The sequence below is a fragment of the Magnetospira thiophila genome (assembly GCF_054657015.1).
In genome coordinates this window covers 1,221,785-1,239,035 of sequence record NZ_BAAHXF010000001.1, presented here as the reverse complement: position 1 = coordinate 1,239,035, position 17,251 = coordinate 1,221,785, and the positions used below count along the sequence as shown (strand labels likewise).

Genomic DNA, 17,251 nt, shown 5'->3' with positions numbered 1-17,251 from the left:
TATATGAAGCCCAGGTTTCAACCCGCGCAGGACCCCTCCCATGACCCCGCCACCGCCCACCCCGCTTCCGCCCATCGGGGCGATCAACTGGATCGGCCTGTGGACCCTGTTCCTGCGCGAAGTGCGGCGCTTTACCAAGGTGCATTTCCAGACCATCGGCGCGCCGGTCATCACCGCCTTGCTGTTTCTGGCCATTTTCGTTCTCGCCCTGGGCCGCGCGGTGACCGACGTGGGCGGCGTGCCGTTCGTGCAGTTCCTGGCCCCCGGCCTGATCATGATGACCATGGTGCAGAACGCCTTCGCCAATACCTCGTCGTCGATCATCATCTCCAAGGTGCAGGGCAATATCGTCGATATCCTGCTGCCCCCCCTGAGCCCCCTGGAGCTGACCCTGGGCATCGCCCTGGGCGGCGTCACCCGGGGGCTGGCGGTGGGTCTGGCGGTGGCGGTGGTAATGGCGTTCTTCGTGCCCATGGGGATTCATAATATCGGCTGGATTCTGTTCCATGGGGTGATGGCGTCGCTGATGCTGTCGCTGCTCGGCATGATCGGCGGCATCTGGGCCGACAAGTTCGATCACATGGCGGCGGTGACCAATTTTATCGTCACTCCGCTGTCGTTTCTGTCGGGAACTTTCTATTCGGTGGAACGGCTGCCCGAAACCTTTCGGCTGCTGGCCCATATCAACCCGTTTTTCTACATGATCGACGGCTTCCGCTACGGCTTCATCGGCCATTCGGACGCCCCGCTGGCCATCGGCGCGGCGGTGCTGGTGGGGGCCAACCTGTTCCTGGGCGCAGTCACCTACCGCATGGTGGCAACGGGATACAAGCTGAAGGCTTAAAGATATTTCGGCGTGCCCTGTCGGGCCAGAGCCAGCGATAGGCCCTTGTCCAGTCCGGCCAGAGTCTGTTGCAAGCTGTCGGGAACTATGTCCGCGCGGTCGGCCAGCAGGCGGGCCTGATCCAGATGCAGCTTGGCGGCGCTGTGGGCCCCCTCGCGCATCAGGGCGGCGGCGAAGGCGGCATGAAAGGCCGGGTCGAAGGCCCGGGGAAGCAGGGCCAGGGCCAGATAATGCACCGCCTCGGGGATTTTGCCCTCGATCAGATACAGGTGCCCCAGGTTATAGGCGGCAAGGATGGATTCCTCGGGCAGATTGATGCCGCCCTCGCCGGGGGTGCGGGTTGCCGCCTGTTGCCACAGGGCTTTGGCCTGGGCGGTCTGTCCGGCAGTCCGCGCCGCCATGCCCTGGCGCAGCAATTGGCCCATCTCCGGGTCGCTCCAGGGCTGGCGGCTCAGGTTCTGGATATCGTTGAAGGCTCCGCAATGGCGGCAGGCGAAGCGGAAATGCTGGAACTGGCCGGGAGAGGGCTCGACCCGGTTCATTTCATTGTGTTCGCCGCAATGGACGCATTCATATTCCATGTCATAGCGCGGCTTGTCCGGGTGCCGTCGGCTGGCGCTTTCCTCGAAACGGAGCACAGGGGCGGCCCGCAAAAGGGTATGTTCGAACACCCCGATACGGGTCATCAGGCGGCTGTAGGTGGCATCGTCGAGGCGGGTGACGTTCTGCGACCAGGCGGCGATGGCCTCCGGGTCGTCTTCCAGCCAGCCCTCCTTGACCGCCCGCTTATAAACCGGACTGCCGGGCAGCACCTGCAACGGAATTAGGCTGATCTGATAGGGCCGGTGGTTGGCCCACCAGTCGAGCGAATAGTTGGCGGTTTCCAGGGTTTCCGCCGGGTCGCCGAAAATGATGTTGCCGCGCACCGCCATGCCCTTGCCGAAGCTGACGGCCAGGGCGTTGTCGACCATCGCCTGGGTGGATTTCTTGGCCATGCTGTCGAGCACGATGTCATTGACGTTCTCGATGCCGTAACCGACCGCCACGCAACCGGCGTCGCGCATCATGTCGGTCACCTCGGCCTCGACCACCCGCACATGCAACGAAGTCCACCAGTTGATTTTGTATTGCTTGATGCGGGCGCAGAATTCCTCCAGCCGGGGACGCTTGTAGGCGAACAGTTCGTCCAGCACCTCGACCATATTGATGTCGTAGCGGTCGATCAGATGATCCAACTCGGCAAAAAAGTCGTCCAGGTCGCGCTGTCGATAGACCCGCCCGGTGGGATGGAAGCAGAAGGTGCATTTGTAAGGGCAGGAGCGGCTGGCGACCATCGGCACCGAGCGCGGATTGTCCAGCAGATGAAAAGCGAAACTGTCGGAGGTAACCTGGGCCTCGACCAGCTTTTCAACCTCGAAGCCCTCCAGGTCCGGCCACGGCAATTGGCCCAGTTCCTTGTTCGGCTTGCGCTCCGGGGTGCGCACCGCCCGCCCGTCCGGCCCGGCCCAGACGATGCCGTTGACCTGTCCGATATCGTCGCGGGCTTCCAGGATGCGGGCCAGCTCGACCATGGTTTCCTCGCCCTCGCCGATGACGCCGATATCCATGGGCAATTTGGTCGCCACCCAGTCCGGCGCGGCGGTGACCAAGCCCCCGCCGCCGACGGTAATGATTCCCGGTTTTTCCGCCTTGGCGGCGGCCAGGATCTCCTTGACCCGCAGAATATGCGACGATAATCCGCCGGTGGCGATCAAATCCGGGTCGAGCCGCTTGACGGCCTCGCGTACGAACCCGGTCGCCCCCTCGGCCTGATGGTTCATGTTGATGCAATGCACCTCATGACCCGCCGCCTTGAGCGACGAGGAGATATAGGCGATCCCCAGCGGAAAGTTATAGCTTCGGCCTTCGCCGAAGTTGGGGAGGACGAGTAGCATTTTCATGAGTCCGACCATAGCACGGTCCGCCGTCGTGGGGTACAGTTGGCGCAAAAGCCGGGTGAAAATAAGGGGTATTCCATGTTCATGTGCTTCATGACCCGCGAAATGCTGATCCAACTGATGCCGCTGAAGGGGCAGGTGGCGGAGATCGGTGTCGCCCAGGGGGATTTCTCGGCCCATATCCTGCACGCCGCAGACCCGGCGCGGCTGACCCTGATCGACCCCTGGACGTTTCAGGACGACGAGAGCTATCGGGCCGACCTGAACAATGCGGCCAATGACGAACAGCAAAGCCGCTATCAGGGCGTTCTGGATCGTTTCGCGACCGAGATCCAGCGCGGCCAGGTGGTGGTCAAGCGGCAGGTTTCCCAAGAGGCGGTGGCGGATTTCGCCGATGGGGAGCTGGATTGGCTGTTCATCGACGGCATGCATACGGAAGACGGGGTGTATCGAGATCTGTCCCTGTACTGGGACAAGGTGAAGGACGACGGCTTCATCCTCGGCCACGACTACACCAACATCGACAAGGCCATTGAGCAGGGATTCGGGGTGATCGAGGCGGTGGATCGCTTCGTGCAGGAACGGGACGCCCCCTTCATCGCCCTGACCGCCGAGGTCTATCCGGCCTATGTGCTGGCCAAGCGCGACGGGCCGCATGTGGAAAAACTGCGCAAGAAACTGCTCTATCTGATTCCGCAGATCGTCGAAATCCGCGAGCCGTTCGGGCGCTTCCGGCTGACCGTGCAACAGGTCGGCGACAAGAAGATCATTGTGCGGTCGTTTTAGGAAAATATCGGGCGACGGTCGGCGTCAAAAGCGACCGAGGTGAAGGCTCGCCCGCGCATGGCCTTGCGATGGGCCTCGACCAGCAGATGCGGGCCGACCAACCCGGCCAGCGGATCGGGCCACTCCCGGGCCAGATCGAGCACCTGCGCCCGGTCGTCGCCGCACCGGTGATAGGCCCGATACAGCGCCGCTTGATCAACGGTCCAGGGGCAGAACGGATCGGCCAGCTTGGCCCCCAGATAGCGGGCCGCTTCGGCCAGAAAGCGCGTCGCCACAGGGGAACCCCTGCGCAACCAGACAAAGGCCGCAGAAAACAGCAGCGACGGGGCCAACTGTAGGGGCCGTCCAATCAACGCCAGGGGGGCCTTTTCGGCGGCGGCCAGCAGGCGGGGCAGATTTTCCCCAAACGCGGAATCCACGTCGCTGAGAATCAGGTCGGTGTCATAGAAAACGCGGACGGCCTGGGCGATCTGAAAACGGCGGCTGGCGGCGATGGCCGGGGTGAGGAGACCGTCCTCGAAGCTGAACAACAGGTTAGGGTGCGCCCGGGACAACTGGTCGCGCAGCCCGTTGCCATCATCATTTGGCCCGATGATATGCAACAAAATCGCCGTGCCGGGGCGGACGGCGGACAAGGTATCGAGGAATCGTTGTCCGTAGGCGATGAAATAGGCCTCGTCGCAGCAGGCGAGCACCAGCGGTCCGTCGAGGCTCCGGGTCGGCAAATTGAGCGTGAGGCGCGGCGCGGGCGGCGCCTCCCAATCCATCGGTTCGACCAGATAAGCCTGCTGCAACAAGGTGCCGAGAATGGTCTGCGCCTCGGGAGTGGGCGTAAAGACCTGTCCCAGGGTATGGGCTCCCATATGCGCCGCTTCGCGCAGCAAACGGGACACCGCTGTCAGGTCGCCGTCGGGAGCCAGGGCCAAAGCCAGCCCGAAACCGAGAAAGGCGCGCAGGGGCGAGTCTGCGTTGGTGGCGTCATACAGGCGGCGCAGGTCCTCGGTGCGTTTGTGGTCCGCCAGATCGAGTGCCACGTCATGGCCGAAGTCCAGCAGGTCGCCGCGCCGCGCGTGACGGGCCTCGAACAGCGCCAGCGCCCGGGCCGGATCGGCGGCGGCCAGATGCAGGGCCAGTTGCCGCCAGGCGTCCTTGTCCCGGTCGTCGTTGGCGATGCGGTTCAGCAGCTCGGCCTCGGTCATGGAGCCCCTTTTTTCATCGGCAGGCCGCCCGGACGGTGGCATGATGGGTGACGTCTTTCTTACAACCGGGATGCCATGTCTGAACAGCCCCCCCGTTGCCTGATCATCGCCGCCCATCCAGACGACGAGTGCCTGTGGTTTTCCGGCGTTGCGAGTGCTGCGGAAAGGATCGTGCTGGCCTTTGTGGATTCCCCGGCCGATCCCGCCATGGGTCAACGCCGCCGCGCCGCCCTGGCCGAGCATCCGGACCGGGCGCGGCTGGCGGTGCTGGGATTGCCGGAGCCGGGCTTGTTCAAGGCCGGGGACTGGAGCCAGAGTCCGCCTGTTTTCGCCGATCCGCAAAAACAGCGCGCCGCGACCCGGCTGTCCGAGGCCCTGGAAGCCCGGCTGACTCCCTTGATGTCGAACGGCATCATCCGGGTCTATACCCATGCGCCGTGGGGCGACTATGGCCATGAGGAACATGCCCTGTTGTCGGCCACAGTGCGACGTCTGGCGAATCGGCTGGGGATTGAGGTCTGGGTGCCGCTCTATGGGTCGCTGCGCGCCCTGGGCTGGATCGGCCATCACTTGAATCGGATGTCGGAACAGATGATCCTGGTTCCCACCGACCGGGCCTGGGCCGATGGGGTACAGGCGGTCTATGCCCGACACCACTGCTGGACCTGGGAGCCGGACTGGCGGGGTTTTGCCATGGAAGGCTATGTGCGGCTGACCGGACCTTCGGAATCCGGCGGTGGATATCTGCCGCCCCTGGCTCTGGTCGATCTGGCGCCTAAATGTAAGGCTGCATCCGGGGCGGACGCAGCAGCATCACCAGCAGGTGATTGAGCAGAAAGCCGAACAACAATCCGGCGGCTCCGAACGGCAGATCAATGGTCAGGGTAAACTGGAACTTCTCCCAGGCATCCTGCAGGATTTGCGGATCGTTATGGCGGGCCAACACCAGGGGTTTTTCCCAGACCGGGGCGGTGTTGAGGGCGTCCATGCCCCGTTCCAACTGATCGAGCCGGTCCAGGGAGCGGCGCATGGTGCGTCCGGTCTTCTGCATCACCGGGTCCGAATTGACCATGTGGCGGCTGACATAGGTGCCGAGGGTCAGGTTGGAGCGATTGGCGTTTTCCGCATATTGGTCGGCCAGCGAGGCCAGTTCGCCGACCGCGCCGCCCAGCCGTTGTTCATATTGCTGGATGAACACCGGCACCTGACTGAAGGCCATGCCGAACAGCACGGCGAAGAATATGGCGAAAAACTCTCGGACCATGTCCGGCTGTTCCCTGGTTGTCCTGTGGCGTGGGCACCTTAACAAGAAGCCCCCACCGGAGCGAGTCGCGATTTTTTCCTACCGGGCCCGGGGGTGGGCGTCCTCGTAAACGCGGATGAGCTGTTCCGTATCGACCTCGGTGTAACGCTGGGTGGTGGATAAGGACACATGACCGAGCAGTTCCTGAATGGTGCGCAAGTCGCCGCCCCCGGCCAGCAGGTGGGTGGCGAAGGAATGGCGCAGGGCGTGCGGCGTCGCCGTCTCCGGCATCCCGAGCAGCCGACGCAGGGCGCGCATCTGTTTCTGCACGATCTCGGCGCGCAGCCGCTTGCCCCGCGCCCCGACGAACAGCGGCCCGTCCGGGGCCAAAGTGAAGGGGCAGGCGGCCAGATAGTCATTGACCGCCTGAGTCACCACCGGCAGCAAGGGAACCAGCCGCTGCTTGTTGCCCTTGCCGGTGACCCGCAGCACATCGCCCTTCGGGGCCTGAGCGCGGTTGAGGCCGAGCGCTTCGGCAATGCGCAGCCCGCAGCCGTACAGCAGCATCAGCACCGCCACGTCCCGCTTGCCGTGCCAGGGGGTGGCGCTCATGTCGGCGATTCCCTCGACCATCTCCAGGGCATCATCGACGGCCAGCGGCTTGGGCACCGAATGGGGCAGTTTGGGAGTGCGCAGGCTGTGCAAGGCACTGCCTCGAATCAGCTCCCGGCGCTCCAGAAAGCGGAACAACGAGCGCAGGGCCGACAGGGCGCGGGCGGTGGAACTGCGCGACAACCCGTCCGCCGCGCGCTGCGACAACCAGGCTCGGAAATCCATCGACTCCAGCTGTTCGAGGCACCGCAGGTCGGGCACTATTTCGAGGTGATCGCCGATAAAAGCGAGAAAAAAGCCGATATCGCGGAAATAGTTGTCCAGGGTATGGGGCGACACCCGCCGCTCGTCGGCCAGCCAGGCCCGCCAGGCCTCCAGCCCCTGTCGCAGATCATCGGCGGCGTTGAAATGCATCTGTGGCCCTTTCTTTTGCTGAACCAGTCTAGCCGCATGTTGTTAATGTGGCGTTTATGAGCGATTCGGTTCCCACGTATGGCCCTGGTGATCGGGTGGCGGTGCTGCTGCCGCTGCCCATTGACGGCCCCTATGACTACCGCGTTCCGCCGGGGATGGTGCTGCGCGAGGGAGCCTTGGTGCGGGTGCCGCTGGGCGGACGGCGGGAATCGGGGGTGGTCTGGGGACCGGGAACCAGCGACCTGCCGTCCGACAAGATCCGCGACATTCTGCAAGTTCATGATCTGCCGCCCTTTTCCCCCGAGTTGCGGCGCTTCGTGATCTGGGTGGCGAACTATGCCCTGAGCCCCCCGGGGCCGGTGCTGCGCATGACAATCAGCGTCCCCGACGCCCTGGAACCGCCGCGCCCGACGGCTGCCCTGATCCTGGCCCCGACGCCGCCCGGGGGGCTGCGCGAAACCCCGGCCCGGCAAAAGGTGTTGGAAGAAATTCAATTTGGGCCGCCGCGCCCGCTGACCGAGTTGGCCCGGCAGGCCGGGGTGTCGCCCAGCGTCGTCAAGGGCTTGCTTGATGCCGGGGTCTTGAAGTCGGTGATCCTCGACCCGCCGCCGCCCTTCGACCCACCGGACCCGAACCGCCCGGGACCGGTGCTGTCCGAGGCCCAGGCGAAAGCGGGAGCAGAACTTTGCACCAGTCTGGAGGCGGGATTCAGGTGCACCCTGCTAGACGGCGTACCGGGCTCGGGCAAGACCGAGGTCTATTTCGAAGCCCTGGCCGAGGCCCTGCGACGGGGCCAACAGGTTTTGGTGCTGTTACCGGAAATCGCCCTTTCGGCCCAGTGGCTGGCCCGTTTCAGGGCGCGTTTCGGCTGTGCTCCGGCGGTCTGGCATTCGGATCTGACCCAGGCCACCCGCCGCGCCACCTGGCGGGCGGTGGTCTCCGGCACCGCGCCGGTGGTGGTCGGGGCGCGCTCGGCGCTGTTTTTGCCGTTTCTGGATCTGGGACTGATTGTGGTGGACGAGGAGCACGATGCCTCGTTCAAGCAGGAGGACGGCACCATCTACAACGGTCGCGACATGGCGGTGGCGCGGGCGCATCTGGAGAAAATCCCCATCGTCCTGGCCTCGGCCACGCCATCCCTCGAATCGCTGACCAACGCCCAGGACGGCAAATACCGGCTGTTGCATCTACCCGAACGGCACGGCGGGGCGCGGATGCCGACCCTGGAGGTCATTGACCTGACCAAGGATCGTCCGGCCCGCGACATGTGGATTTCCGGGGCGCTGCGCCGGGCGGTGGAAGAAACTCTGGCGGCGGGCGATCAGGCAATGCTGTTCCTCAATCGCCGGGGCTATGCGCCGCTGACCTTGTGCCGGGCCTGCGGTCAGCGGCTGCAATGTCCCAATTGCACCGCTTGGCTGGTTGAGCATAGATCAAACGGACGGCTTCGCTGTCACCATTGCGGCTATCAATCCGCCCTGCCCAAGGCCTGCCCCGCCTGTGGGGCCGAGGATAGCCTGGCCGCCTGTGGGCCGGGGGTGGAGCGGCTGGCCGAGGAAGCCCAGGCGCTGTTTCCCGAGGCCCGCCAGGCCATCGCCGCCAGCGACACCCTGACCCATCCGCGCGCCGCTGCCGATCTGGTGGACCGACTGGAGCGCCGTGAGGTGGACCTGTTGATTGGTACCCAGATTGTCGCCAAGGGCTATCATTTTCCACATCTGACGCTGGTCGGGGTGGTGGATGGGGATTTGGGACTTTCGGGCGGCGATCTGCGGGCCGCCGAACGGACTTTTCAATTGCTCTATCAGGTGGCCGGGCGGGCCGGGCGGGAAAGCAGGCCGGGGCGGGTGCTTTTGCAATCGGCCCAGCCCGGTCATCCGGTCATGGCGGCCCTGGCGACCGGCGATCGGGACGGATTCATGGCGGCGGAATCGGCGGCCCGGCAGGCGGCGGGGATGCCGCCGTTCGGTCGTCTGGTGGCGCTGATCGTCTCCGGGACCAACGAAGCGGCGGTGGAGGCCGCTGCGGCGGCCCTGGCCCGAGTGGCCCCGCGCGGACCGGGCATTTCGGTGCTCGGTCCGGCCCCGGCCCCGTTGGCGGTGCTGCGCGGACGGCACCGCCGCCGACTGCTGCTCAAAACCGATCGGGAGACCCCGGTGCAGCCGCTGGTGCGTCAGTGGCTGACCCTGGCGCGACGGGTCAAGGGGGTGCGGGTGCAAGTGGACGTGGACCCTTACGGATTTTTGTGACAGGATGGGGCCAAGCCTGCTCTCTCCAAGGGTTTTTTTAGCTTGTTGCACTGCGCCATGGCGTCTTGCATGGCTTGGGGGAGTATGCTAGGTAACAAGCGTTTCCGCTCGGGGGGACCGTTGCGGGGGCAAGAGGCGTCAAGTCTTGTTTTCAATGGTCGGATCGGCTTGCGGTCCGCATGCGATTGTCGAGGGAAACCCCAGGTGTCGTCCGCTGATACACATGTAACCGGACTCGCGGGGCGTTACGCCACAGCGCTATTTGAACTGGCCGACGAAGGCGCGCAGCTGGACTTGGTGGCCGGGGATCTCGGTCAATTGCAGGCCATGTTCAACGAGAGTGACGAACTCCGCCGGGCCATCCGTTCTCCCATCATCTCCCGCGCTAATCAAAGTGCCGTCATGTCGGCCTTGGCCGAGCAGGCGGAGATGTCCCCATTGACCCGGAATTTCCTCGGGTTGGTCGCGCAGAAACGGCGGGTGGCCGCTCTGCCGCGTATCATCCGCGATTTTCAGACCCTGCTCTCTGCCAAGCGCGGCGAGACCACGGCTCATGTGATCGCGGCCAAGCCACTAACCGCCAAACAGTCCGAATCCCTCGCCGCCACCCTGAAAACAGGGGTCGGCACCGAGGTCAGCGTCGATGTCAAAGTCGATCCTGAGCTGTTGGGGGGCATGATCGTCAAGGTGGGCTCTCGTATGATCGACAGCTCGCTCCGCACAAAACTTGAACAGCTCCGGCTGACGATGAAGGGTGTCGCGTGATGGAAATCAGGGCCGCTGAAATTTCCGCCATTCTGAAAAAGCAGATCGAGAACTTTGGGACCGAGGCGGATATCGCCGAAGTGGGTCAGGTTCTGGCCGTCGGCGATGGGATCGCCCGCGTGCATGGTCTGGACAATGTTCAGGCTGGCGAGATGGTTGAATTCCCCGGGGGGATCAAGGGCATGGCCCTCAACCTGGAAGAAGACAACGTCGGCGTGGTGGTGTTCGGCGAAGACCGCACCATCAAGGAAGGCGACACCGTCAAACGGACCGGGGCCATCGTCGATGTGCCGACCGGCAAGGGCCTGCTGGGTCGGGTGGTCGACGGACTCGGCGAACCCATCGACGGCAAGGGTCCGATCCCGCACGATCAACGCATGCCGGTGGACGTCAAGGCGCCGGGCATCATTCCCCGCAAGTCCGTGCATGAGCCCATGCAGACCGGGTTGAAGGCCATCGACAGCCTGATCCCCATCGGTCGCGGCCAGCGCGAGCTGATCATCGGTGACCGCCAGACCGGCAAGACGGCGATCATCATCGACACCATCATCAATCAGGCGCGCATCAATGCCGACGCCAAGGATGAATCTGAAAAGCTGTACTGCATCTATGTGGCGGTCGGCCAAAAACGCTCGACCGTGGCCCAGTTGGTCAAGCTGCTGGAAGACAACAACGCCATGGATACGGCGATCATCGTCGCCGCGACGGCCTCCGATCCGGCCCCGATGCAGTTCCTGGCCCCGTTCTCCGGCTGCACCATGGGTGAATATTTCCGCGACAACGGCATGCACGCGGTGATTTTCTACGACGATCTGTCGAAACAGGCGGTGGCTTACCGTCAGATGTCGCTGCTGTTGCGCCGTCCGCCGGGCCGCGAAGCCTATCCGGGCGATGTGTTCTTCCTGCATTCCCGGCTGCTGGAACGGGCGGCGAAAATGAACGATTCTATGGGGGCCGGTTCATTGACCGCATTGCCGGTCATCGAAACCCAGGCTTCCGACGTGTCGGCCTATATCCCGACCAGCGTGATTTCCATTACGGATGGTCAGATCTTCCTGGAAACCGAATTGTTCTATTCCGGCGTCCGTCCGGCGGTGAACGTCGGTATTTCCGTGTCGCGCGTGGGCTCGGCGGCGCAGGTCAAGGCGATGAAAAAGGTTTCCGGCTCGATCAAGCTGGAACTGGCCCAGTATCGCGAAATGGCCGCCTTCGCCCAGTTTGCGTCGGACCTGGACCCGGCGACCCAGAAACTGCTGGCCCGTGGGGCGCGTCTGACCGAAGTGCTCAAGCAGGCCCAGTTCACGCCGTTGCCGGTGGAAGAACAGGTGGTGGCGATTTTCGCCGGTGTGCGCGGCTTCCTGGACAAGCTCGATACCCGGGACGTGACCCGCTACGAGCAGGGCCTGTTGAGCCATGTGCGTGAAAAAGGCCAAAGCATCCTGCAAACCATCCGCGAAGAGAAGGACATCTCGACGGATACGGAAAGCAAGCTGAAGGCCATGATCGAGGACTTTACCAAGTCGTTCGCCTGATCCACCCGTCCCGGACGTTCCGGGACGCTCCCCCGACCCTGGCTTGAGTGAGCACGATGCCCAACCTCAAGGACCTCAGAATCCGGATCACTTCGGTCAAATCGACCAAGAAGATCACCTCGGCCATGAAGATGGTCGCCGCGTCCAAGTTGCGGCGCGCCCAGACGGCGGCCGAGGAGGCCCGACCCTATGCCACGCGCATGGAGCGGATGCTCGGGTCGTTGGCACACAGCATTTCCGGCATGCAGGGGGCACCGAAGCTGTTGGCCGGAACCGGCAAGGACCATGTGCAGTTGCTGGTCGCCTTCACTTCGGACCGCGGCCTGTGCGGCGGGTTCAATTCCTCCATCGTGCGCGAGGTCCGGCGTCAGGTCCATGCCCTGGAAAAGGAAGGCAAAGAGGTCAAGATCATCTGTGTCGGGCGCAAGGCAGCGGACGGCCTGCGGCGCGACTTCAAGAGCAAGATCGTCACCAGCATCACCGGCATCGCCGGCAAGAAAGGCATCCCGTTCACCGAGGCGCAGCAGGTGTCGCAGACCTTGCGCGATATGTACGAGCGCGGTGAATTCGATGTCTGCACCATCTATTACAATCGCTTCAAGTCGGCCATTTCCCAAGTGGTGACGCCGCAGCAGATCATCCCGTTCCCGGTGCCCAAGCAGGAAAAGGTGGATGTCGCGGCCACGGCGAAGGCGATCTATCTCTACGAACCGGCGGAGGAGGAGATCCTCGCCGCCCTGTTGCCGCGCAACCTGTCGGTTCAGATTTATCGCGCCATGCTGGAAAGCAATGCCTCCGAACAGGGTGCGCGGATGACCGCCATGGACAACGCGACGCGCAACGCGGGCGATATGATCGACAGCCTGACCATGACCTACAACCGGACACGGCAGGCGGTGATTACCAAGGAACTTATTGAAATCATTTCCGGAGCCGAGGCACTGTAGCCACGGTCCCCGAACCCGGTCTGTATTGGTGGGAGTCGTTGAATATGGCAGATAATCCGAGTGTCGGCACTGTAACCCAGGTCATGGGCGCCGTGGTCGACGTCCGTTTCGATGGAGAGCTTCCGGCGATCCTGAATGCCCTGCGGGTGGAAAATCAGGGTAAGTCCCTGGTCCTCGAAGTGGCGCAGCATCTGGGCGAAAGCACCGTGCGGACCATTGCCATGGACAATACCGAAGGCTTGGTGCGCGGTCGCGAGGTGCTCGATACGGGGGAGCCCATCGCCATGCCGGTGGGACCGGAAACCCTGGGCCGCATTCTCAACGTCATCGGCGAACCGGTGGACGAGCGCGGTCCGGTAAAAACCAAGATGACCTATCCGATCCATCGTGCGGCCCCGACCTTCCTCGATCAGTCCACCGATACGGAAATCCTGGTCACCGGGATCAAGGTGGTGGATCTGCTGGCGCCGTACGCCAAGGGCGGCAAGATCGGCCTGTTTGGTGGTGCCGGTGTGGGCAAGACCGTGCTGATCATGGAGTTGATCAACAACATCGCCAAGGGTCACGGCGGCTATTCGGTATTTGCCGGGGTCGGCGAGCGGACCCGTGAAGGCAATGACCTCTATCATGAAATGATTGAATCCGGGGTTATCGACCTGAAGGGCGGCAAATCAAAAGTGGCGCTGGTTTATGGGCAGATGAACGAACCGCCCGGGGCCCGTGCCCGTGTCGCCCTGTCTGGTCTGACCCAGGCCGAATATTTCCGCGACGAAGAAGGCCAGGACGTGCTGTTCTTCATCGACAACATTTTCCGGTTTACCCAGGCCGGTTCAGAAGTGTCGGCGCTGTTGGGCCGCATTCCGTCGGCGGTGGGCTATCAGCCGACCCTGGCCACCGACATGGGCACCATGCAGGAGCGCATCACCTCGACCAAAAAGGGCTCGATCACCTCGGTGCAGGCCATTTACGTGCCGGCCGATGACTTGACCGATCCGGCGCCCGCCACCTCCTTTGCCCACCTGGACGCCACCACCGTGCTGTCACGGCAGATTGCCGAGCTGGGCATCTATCCGGCGGTGGACCCCCTGGATTCCACGTCCCGCGTGCTCGACCCGCGGGTCGTCGGAGAGGAACATTATCGGACCGCGCGCGAAGTGCAGCGGGTGTTGCAGACCTACAAGGGCCTGCAAGACATCATCGCCATTCTGGGCATGGACGAATTGTCCGAGGAGGACAAGCTGGTGGTGGCCCGGGCGCGCAAAATCCAGCGCTTCCTGTCACAGCCGTTCCATGTGGCCGAAGTGTTCACCGGTACGCCGGGGGTTTTCGTCTCGCTGGAAGATACGATCAAGGGCTTCGCGGCCATCTGTGCCGGCGAATACGATCATCTGCCGGAATCGGCCTTCTACATGGTCGGCACCATGGAAGAGGCCGTGGGCAAGGCCAAGAAGATGGCCGAAGCGGCGTAAGGCGTTCTGGGCAAGGAAACCGACATGGCCGATATGGATACAGTCAAGTTCGAGATGGTGACGCCGGAGCGCCTGCTGGTGTCGCAGTTGGTCCATATGGTGCTGATTCCCGGTGGCGAGGGCGATTTCGGCGTGCTGCCGGGACACACGCCGCTGTTGTCCACCATTCGCCCGGGGACCATTGTTCTGTATGGCAAGGACAACAAGATTGCCGAGCGGTTGTTCGTCGAAGGCGGATTTGCCGAGGTGACACCGGAAAGCTGCACCGTGCTGGTGGAAGAGGCGACCCATCTGGAAGACATCACTTTGGAGATGGCCGACGAACGGGTGCAGAAAGCCAACGATGCCATGATGGATGCCGGAAACGAAGGCGAACGGCGCGGCGCGGAACGGGAATTTGTGGCTGCCGAAGCCATGCTGGCCGCCGTGGAGCAGATGCGCAAGGATCACCTGCACTAATACAAACCTGCCCGATCAGCGACGCCAAGCCGCTAAGGCGACCATGGCCGCCTGCATATCTTCGCAAGATCCGGCATAGGAAAAGCGCATGAAGCGATGACCGCGCCGGGGGTCGAAGTCGGTCCCCGGGGTCGCCGCGACGCCGGTTTCATCGAGCATGCGGCGGCAGAAGCCGGGGCTGTCGTCGGTCAGCGCCGAAATGTCGGCATAAACATAAAAAGCGCCATCGGACGGGGCCAGTTCGGTAAATCCGGCTTTCGGCAGACCATTCAGCAGGATGTCCCGGTTGCGGGCATAGCGCGCCACGTTGGCCCGCAACTCGTCATGGCACTCAAAGGCATGAATGGCGGCGTACTGGGACAAGCTGGGCGGCGAAATGAACAGATTCTGAGCCAGGCATTCCACCGGGCGCAGCATGTCCTCGGGCAACACGATCCAGCCCAACCGCCAGCCGGTCATGGCGAAATATTTCGAGAAACTGTTGATCACCAGCGCCTGATCGGTAAAGGCCAGGGCCGTTTCAGCGGCTGTCTCGTAGGTGATGCCGTGATAGATCTCGTCGGAGATCAAGCGCATGTCGCGCGCCGCGCAATAGTCCACCAGTTCGCGGAATCGCTGCCGACCGATCATGCTGCCGGTCGGGTTGCCGGGGCTGGCCAGAATCAGCCCCTCCAGATCGGGCAGGGAGTCCAGTTGTTGCGGAGTGGGCTGAAAGTGACTGTCCGGACCGACAGGAATATCCAACGGCTCGATATTCAAGGCCGTCAGGATATTGCGATAGGCCGGATAGCCCGGCGCCACCTGGGCCACCCGGTCTCCGGCCTCGAAACAGGCCAGAAAAGACAGAATGAACGCCCCGGAAGACCCGGTGGTCACCACCACCCGGCGCGGATCGAGGTCTTGGCCGTAGCTGTGCTGATAATGGCGCGCGATGGCGCAGCGCAGATCCCACAGCCCGAAAGCATCCGTATAGCCCAGATAGGACTCCTCAAGCGCCCGCTGCGTCGCGGCAATCACGGCAGCCGGAGCACCGGTGGAAGGTTGCCCGACCTCCAGATGCAGCACCGGCTTGCCTGCCTCGGCACGGGCGTTGGCGGCGCGCATGACGTCCATCACGATGAACGGCGGAATCTGGGCGCGACGGGCGACCTTAAGGACCATAGGCGGCGACTCTCAGTTGGCGCTCAGTCCGAGACCGAACCGACGCGGGTCAGCCGCCACGGAACAGGTATCGGGCCGGATGGGCAGGCCGAGCGGACAGGAAATGGCGTTGACCCGGCCAATCCGCTTGACCACCTGCACTTTGTGACCGCGTCGGGTCAAACTGCTGATTTGAGCCTGGGTGACTTCGCTTTCGACAAAGGTCACATCGGGGGTGCCCCCATTATGCACCCGTTGCGCGGTTTGCGCGGAGGGCAGCAGTTCTTCGCCGATCAGCACCCGGGCCGCCACGTTGATCATTGCCGTCGGGGCCGCCACGCCGCCGCTGGAACCGGCCCCGAAGTAAAATTCTTTCACATGCCGATTGGTCACCATCATTGGCCCCAGGGACAGACCGGGCAGGCCGTTGGCACTGGGCGCGGCCCCGATCAGGAAACCAAATCCCGGCACCATGCGTTTGCTGCCGAAAGCGGCGTTCAGAGTCAGATTGCACACCACCGCCGACCCTTGCGGATCGACGACGACGAAACTGGTGCCCGAGGAATCCTGGCGCAGCCCCTGCGGTGCCGGGGACAGTTGGGTGGCATCGGTATGGTGTTCCGGGTCATAGGAGGCGGTCAGTTGGTCCAGGGTGGCCTGTTCAATCAGGGATTTCGGTTCGGTGGATCGTCCGAGCCACAAAGAGCGACCCCCGTAGGCCCGCATGGATGTCTCGGCAAGCAAATGCAGACGCCCCTCGGCGGGTGTATTTGCGTACAGATCATGAGCCGACAACTGACCCCACATTTGCGCCGCCACGCCCCCGGCAATGGACGGTGGCGGCGGGAAGTGAACCGTTTTGTTGCCAAATTCAACATTCAAGGGTTGGCGCCATTGGGGCAGGCTGTCGTCGAGGTCGGCCAGGGTCAGATTGCCGCCCAGGGCAGAGACCGCCGCCACCAGATCCCGCGCGGTGCGCCCGACGTAAAAATCCCCCGGTCCGTGGGAGCGGATATTGGCCAGAGTGGCGGCCAGATCCCGCTGCACGATGAATTCCCCTTCGCCGGTCGGCTTGCCGCTGTCGAGGGCGAACACCCGAGCGGCCTCTTTGTCAGCAATCAGCTCCTGTCCATCCTCGGAGAGATCGGCGGCCAAAGCGCGTGAGACTTGATTGCCAAGCCGCGCCAATTGTTCCGCCGGGGCCACCACTTGCGCCCATTGCAATTTTCCGTAGCGCGCCTGCAAGGCAAAGAAGCCGCGCAATCCCACCGGAACGGAGGTGTTCAGAGTCCCCGTCCCACTGGCGGCGCGGGGCAGGAACTCCAGGGTTTCGGCCTTGCCGGTCTTGCGGTCGTGGGTCAGGCACACCCCACCGGCCCCCAAACCGGCGGACGAGGGTAGGGTGACGGAGAGGGCGAAATAGACGGCGGTAGCGGCGTCGGCGGCGCTGCCTCCGGCCGATAGTACGTCGCGGCCGACCAGGGCGGCGCGTGGCTCGTCGGCGGCGACTCCGCCCAGGTAGCCTTCCACATATCCCAGGGTTCCCTGTTCGGTTTTCGCCCCCGAGCAAGCAGCTACGCCAAGGGCCATGGCAACCATAATAGAAACGGCCCGACATTGACCTGATGCCCCGGCCCCACTACCTTGATGGGGAG

General features: G+C 63.5%; 15 protein-coding genes. 9 read left to right on the top strand and 6 right to left on the bottom strand.

The genetic code is table 11. From position 1 onward, the window contains the following. The first annotated feature begins 40 nt into the window (after positions 1 to 40). Complete coding sequence (locus ACYQ1P_RS06015; RefSeq protein WP_460019438.1) at positions 41 to 844, top strand: ABC transporter permease; 804 nt, start codon at positions 41 to 43, stop codon at positions 842 to 844. Here ACYQ1P_RS06015 and ACYQ1P_RS06010 read toward each other — a convergent pair. Continuing rightward, a complete protein-coding gene (locus ACYQ1P_RS06010; RefSeq protein ID WP_460019437.1) occupies positions 841 to 2,778 on the bottom strand; it encodes a cobalamin-dependent protein in 1,938 nt (645 codons plus the stop codon). The two genes, ACYQ1P_RS06015 and ACYQ1P_RS06010, sit on opposite strands and share 4 nt — an antisense overlap. 81 nt (positions 2,779 to 2,859) lie before the next feature. On the opposite strand from ACYQ1P_RS06010, the gene ACYQ1P_RS06005 reads away from it, so the two are divergent. Next, a complete protein-coding gene (locus ACYQ1P_RS06005; RefSeq protein ID WP_460019436.1) occupies positions 2,860 to 3,567 on the top strand; it encodes a class I SAM-dependent methyltransferase in 708 nt (235 codons plus the stop codon). Here ACYQ1P_RS06005 and ACYQ1P_RS06000 read toward each other — a convergent pair. Then, positions 3,564 to 4,766, bottom strand: coding sequence for a hypothetical protein (locus ACYQ1P_RS06000; protein ID WP_460019435.1), 1,203 nt, complete (start codon positions 4,764 to 4,766; stop codon positions 3,564 to 3,566). The genes ACYQ1P_RS06005 and ACYQ1P_RS06000 overlap by 4 nt on opposite strands. Positions 4,767 to 4,841: 75 nt before the next feature. On the opposite strand from ACYQ1P_RS06000, the gene ACYQ1P_RS05995 reads away from it, so the two are divergent. Then, positions 4,842 to 5,597 carry a PIG-L family deacetylase gene (locus ACYQ1P_RS05995; protein WP_460019434.1) on the top strand — a complete coding sequence of 252 codons (756 nt, stop codon included), beginning with the start codon at positions 4,842 to 4,844 and terminating at the stop codon, positions 5,595 to 5,597. Here ACYQ1P_RS05995 and ACYQ1P_RS05990 read toward each other — a convergent pair. Together ACYQ1P_RS05990 and ACYQ1P_RS05985 are read right to left on the bottom strand one after the other, a co-directional pair. Then, the gene (locus ACYQ1P_RS05990) at positions 5,542 to 6,030 is read right to left on the bottom strand and encodes a DUF2937 family protein (RefSeq protein ID WP_460019433.1); all 489 of its coding nucleotides are present in this window, start codon (positions 6,028 to 6,030) and stop codon (positions 5,542 to 5,544) included. The genes ACYQ1P_RS05995 and ACYQ1P_RS05990 overlap by 56 nt on opposite strands. 78 nt (positions 6,031 to 6,108) lie before the next feature. After that, positions 6,109 to 7,035, bottom strand: coding sequence for a tyrosine recombinase XerC (locus tag ACYQ1P_RS05985; RefSeq protein WP_460019432.1), 927 nt, complete (start codon positions 7,033 to 7,035; stop codon positions 6,109 to 6,111). 56 nt (positions 7,036 to 7,091) lie between these two features. Here ACYQ1P_RS05985 and ACYQ1P_RS05980 point away from each other — a divergent pair, with 56 nt between their 5' ends. From ACYQ1P_RS05980 to atpC, 6 genes are all read left to right on the top strand, one after another. Beyond that, on the top strand, positions 7,092 to 9,284 hold the full coding sequence (locus ACYQ1P_RS05980) for a primosomal protein N' (protein WP_460019431.1): 2,193 nt from the start codon (positions 7,092 to 7,094) through the stop codon (positions 9,282 to 9,284). A gap of 204 nt (positions 9,285 to 9,488) precedes the next feature. Then, complete coding sequence (locus ACYQ1P_RS05975; protein WP_460019430.1) at positions 9,489 to 10,049, top strand: F0F1 ATP synthase subunit delta; 561 nt, start codon at positions 9,489 to 9,491, stop codon at positions 10,047 to 10,049. Then, on the top strand, positions 10,049 to 11,581 hold the full coding sequence (atpA, locus tag ACYQ1P_RS05970; RefSeq protein WP_460019429.1) for a F0F1 ATP synthase subunit alpha: 1,533 nt from the start codon (positions 10,049 to 10,051) through the stop codon (positions 11,579 to 11,581). The genes ACYQ1P_RS05975 and atpA overlap by 1 nt, the downstream gene beginning before the upstream one ends. 56 nt (positions 11,582 to 11,637) lie before the next feature. Beyond that, on the top strand, positions 11,638 to 12,528 hold the full coding sequence (locus ACYQ1P_RS05965; protein WP_460019428.1) for a F0F1 ATP synthase subunit gamma: 891 nt from the start codon (positions 11,638 to 11,640) through the stop codon (positions 12,526 to 12,528). Between the two features lie 44 nt (positions 12,529 to 12,572). Then, positions 12,573 to 13,997 carry a F0F1 ATP synthase subunit beta gene (gene atpD, locus ACYQ1P_RS05960; protein ID WP_460019427.1) on the top strand — a complete coding sequence of 475 codons (1,425 nt, stop codon included), beginning with the start codon at positions 12,573 to 12,575 and terminating at the stop codon, positions 13,995 to 13,997. 24 nt (positions 13,998 to 14,021) lie between these two features. Beyond that, positions 14,022 to 14,456: an ATP synthase F1 subunit epsilon gene (atpC, locus tag ACYQ1P_RS05955; RefSeq protein WP_460019426.1), complete on the top strand. Its 435-nt coding sequence runs from the start codon at positions 14,022 to 14,024 to the stop codon at positions 14,454 to 14,456. A 15-nt stretch (positions 14,457 to 14,471) separates the two neighbouring features. Here atpC and ACYQ1P_RS05950 read toward each other — a convergent pair whose 3' ends face one another. Continuing rightward, positions 14,472 to 15,617: a pyridoxal phosphate-dependent aminotransferase gene (locus tag ACYQ1P_RS05950; RefSeq protein WP_460019425.1), complete on the bottom strand. Its 1,146-nt coding sequence runs from the start codon at positions 15,615 to 15,617 to the stop codon at positions 14,472 to 14,474. A 12-nt stretch (positions 15,618 to 15,629) separates the two neighbouring features. Beyond that, on the bottom strand, positions 15,630 to 17,186 hold the full coding sequence (locus ACYQ1P_RS05945; RefSeq protein ID WP_460019424.1) for a gamma-glutamyltransferase: 1,557 nt from the start codon (positions 17,184 to 17,186) through the stop codon (positions 15,630 to 15,632). Positions 17,187 to 17,251: the final 65 nt, after the last annotated feature.

Coding starts and splice junctions, on each gene's coding strand:
- atpA (WP_460019429.1), top strand. CDS start 10,049: ATGGAAATCAGGGCCGCTGAAATTTCCGCCATTCTGAAAAAGCAGATC.
- ACYQ1P_RS06015 (WP_460019438.1), top strand. CDS start 41: ATGACCCCGCCACCGCCCACCCCGCTTCCGCCCATCGGGGCGATCAAC.
- ACYQ1P_RS05945 (WP_460019424.1), bottom strand. CDS start 17,186: ATGGCCCTTGGCGTAGCTGCTTGCTCGGGGGCGAAAACCGAACAGGGA.
- atpD (WP_460019427.1), top strand. CDS start 12,573: ATGGCAGATAATCCGAGTGTCGGCACTGTAACCCAGGTCATGGGCGCC.
- ACYQ1P_RS06000 (WP_460019435.1), bottom strand. CDS start 4,766: ATGACCGAGGCCGAGCTGCTGAACCGCATCGCCAACGACGACCGGGAC.
- ACYQ1P_RS06010 (WP_460019437.1), bottom strand. CDS start 2,778: ATGCTACTCGTCCTCCCCAACTTCGGCGAAGGCCGAAGCTATAACTTT.
- atpC (WP_460019426.1), top strand. CDS start 14,022: ATGGCCGATATGGATACAGTCAAGTTCGAGATGGTGACGCCGGAGCGC.
- ACYQ1P_RS06005 (WP_460019436.1), top strand. CDS start 2,860: ATGTTCATGTGCTTCATGACCCGCGAAATGCTGATCCAACTGATGCCG.
- ACYQ1P_RS05995 (WP_460019434.1), top strand. CDS start 4,842: ATGTCTGAACAGCCCCCCCGTTGCCTGATCATCGCCGCCCATCCAGAC.
- ACYQ1P_RS05990 (WP_460019433.1), bottom strand. CDS start 6,030: ATGGTCCGAGAGTTTTTCGCCATATTCTTCGCCGTGCTGTTCGGCATG.
- ACYQ1P_RS05950 (WP_460019425.1), bottom strand. CDS start 15,617: ATGGTCCTTAAGGTCGCCCGTCGCGCCCAGATTCCGCCGTTCATCGTG.
- ACYQ1P_RS05985 (WP_460019432.1), bottom strand. CDS start 7,035: ATGCATTTCAACGCCGCCGATGATCTGCGACAGGGGCTGGAGGCCTGG.
- ACYQ1P_RS05980 (WP_460019431.1), top strand. CDS start 7,092: ATGAGCGATTCGGTTCCCACGTATGGCCCTGGTGATCGGGTGGCGGTG.
- ACYQ1P_RS05965 (WP_460019428.1), top strand. CDS start 11,638: ATGCCCAACCTCAAGGACCTCAGAATCCGGATCACTTCGGTCAAATCG.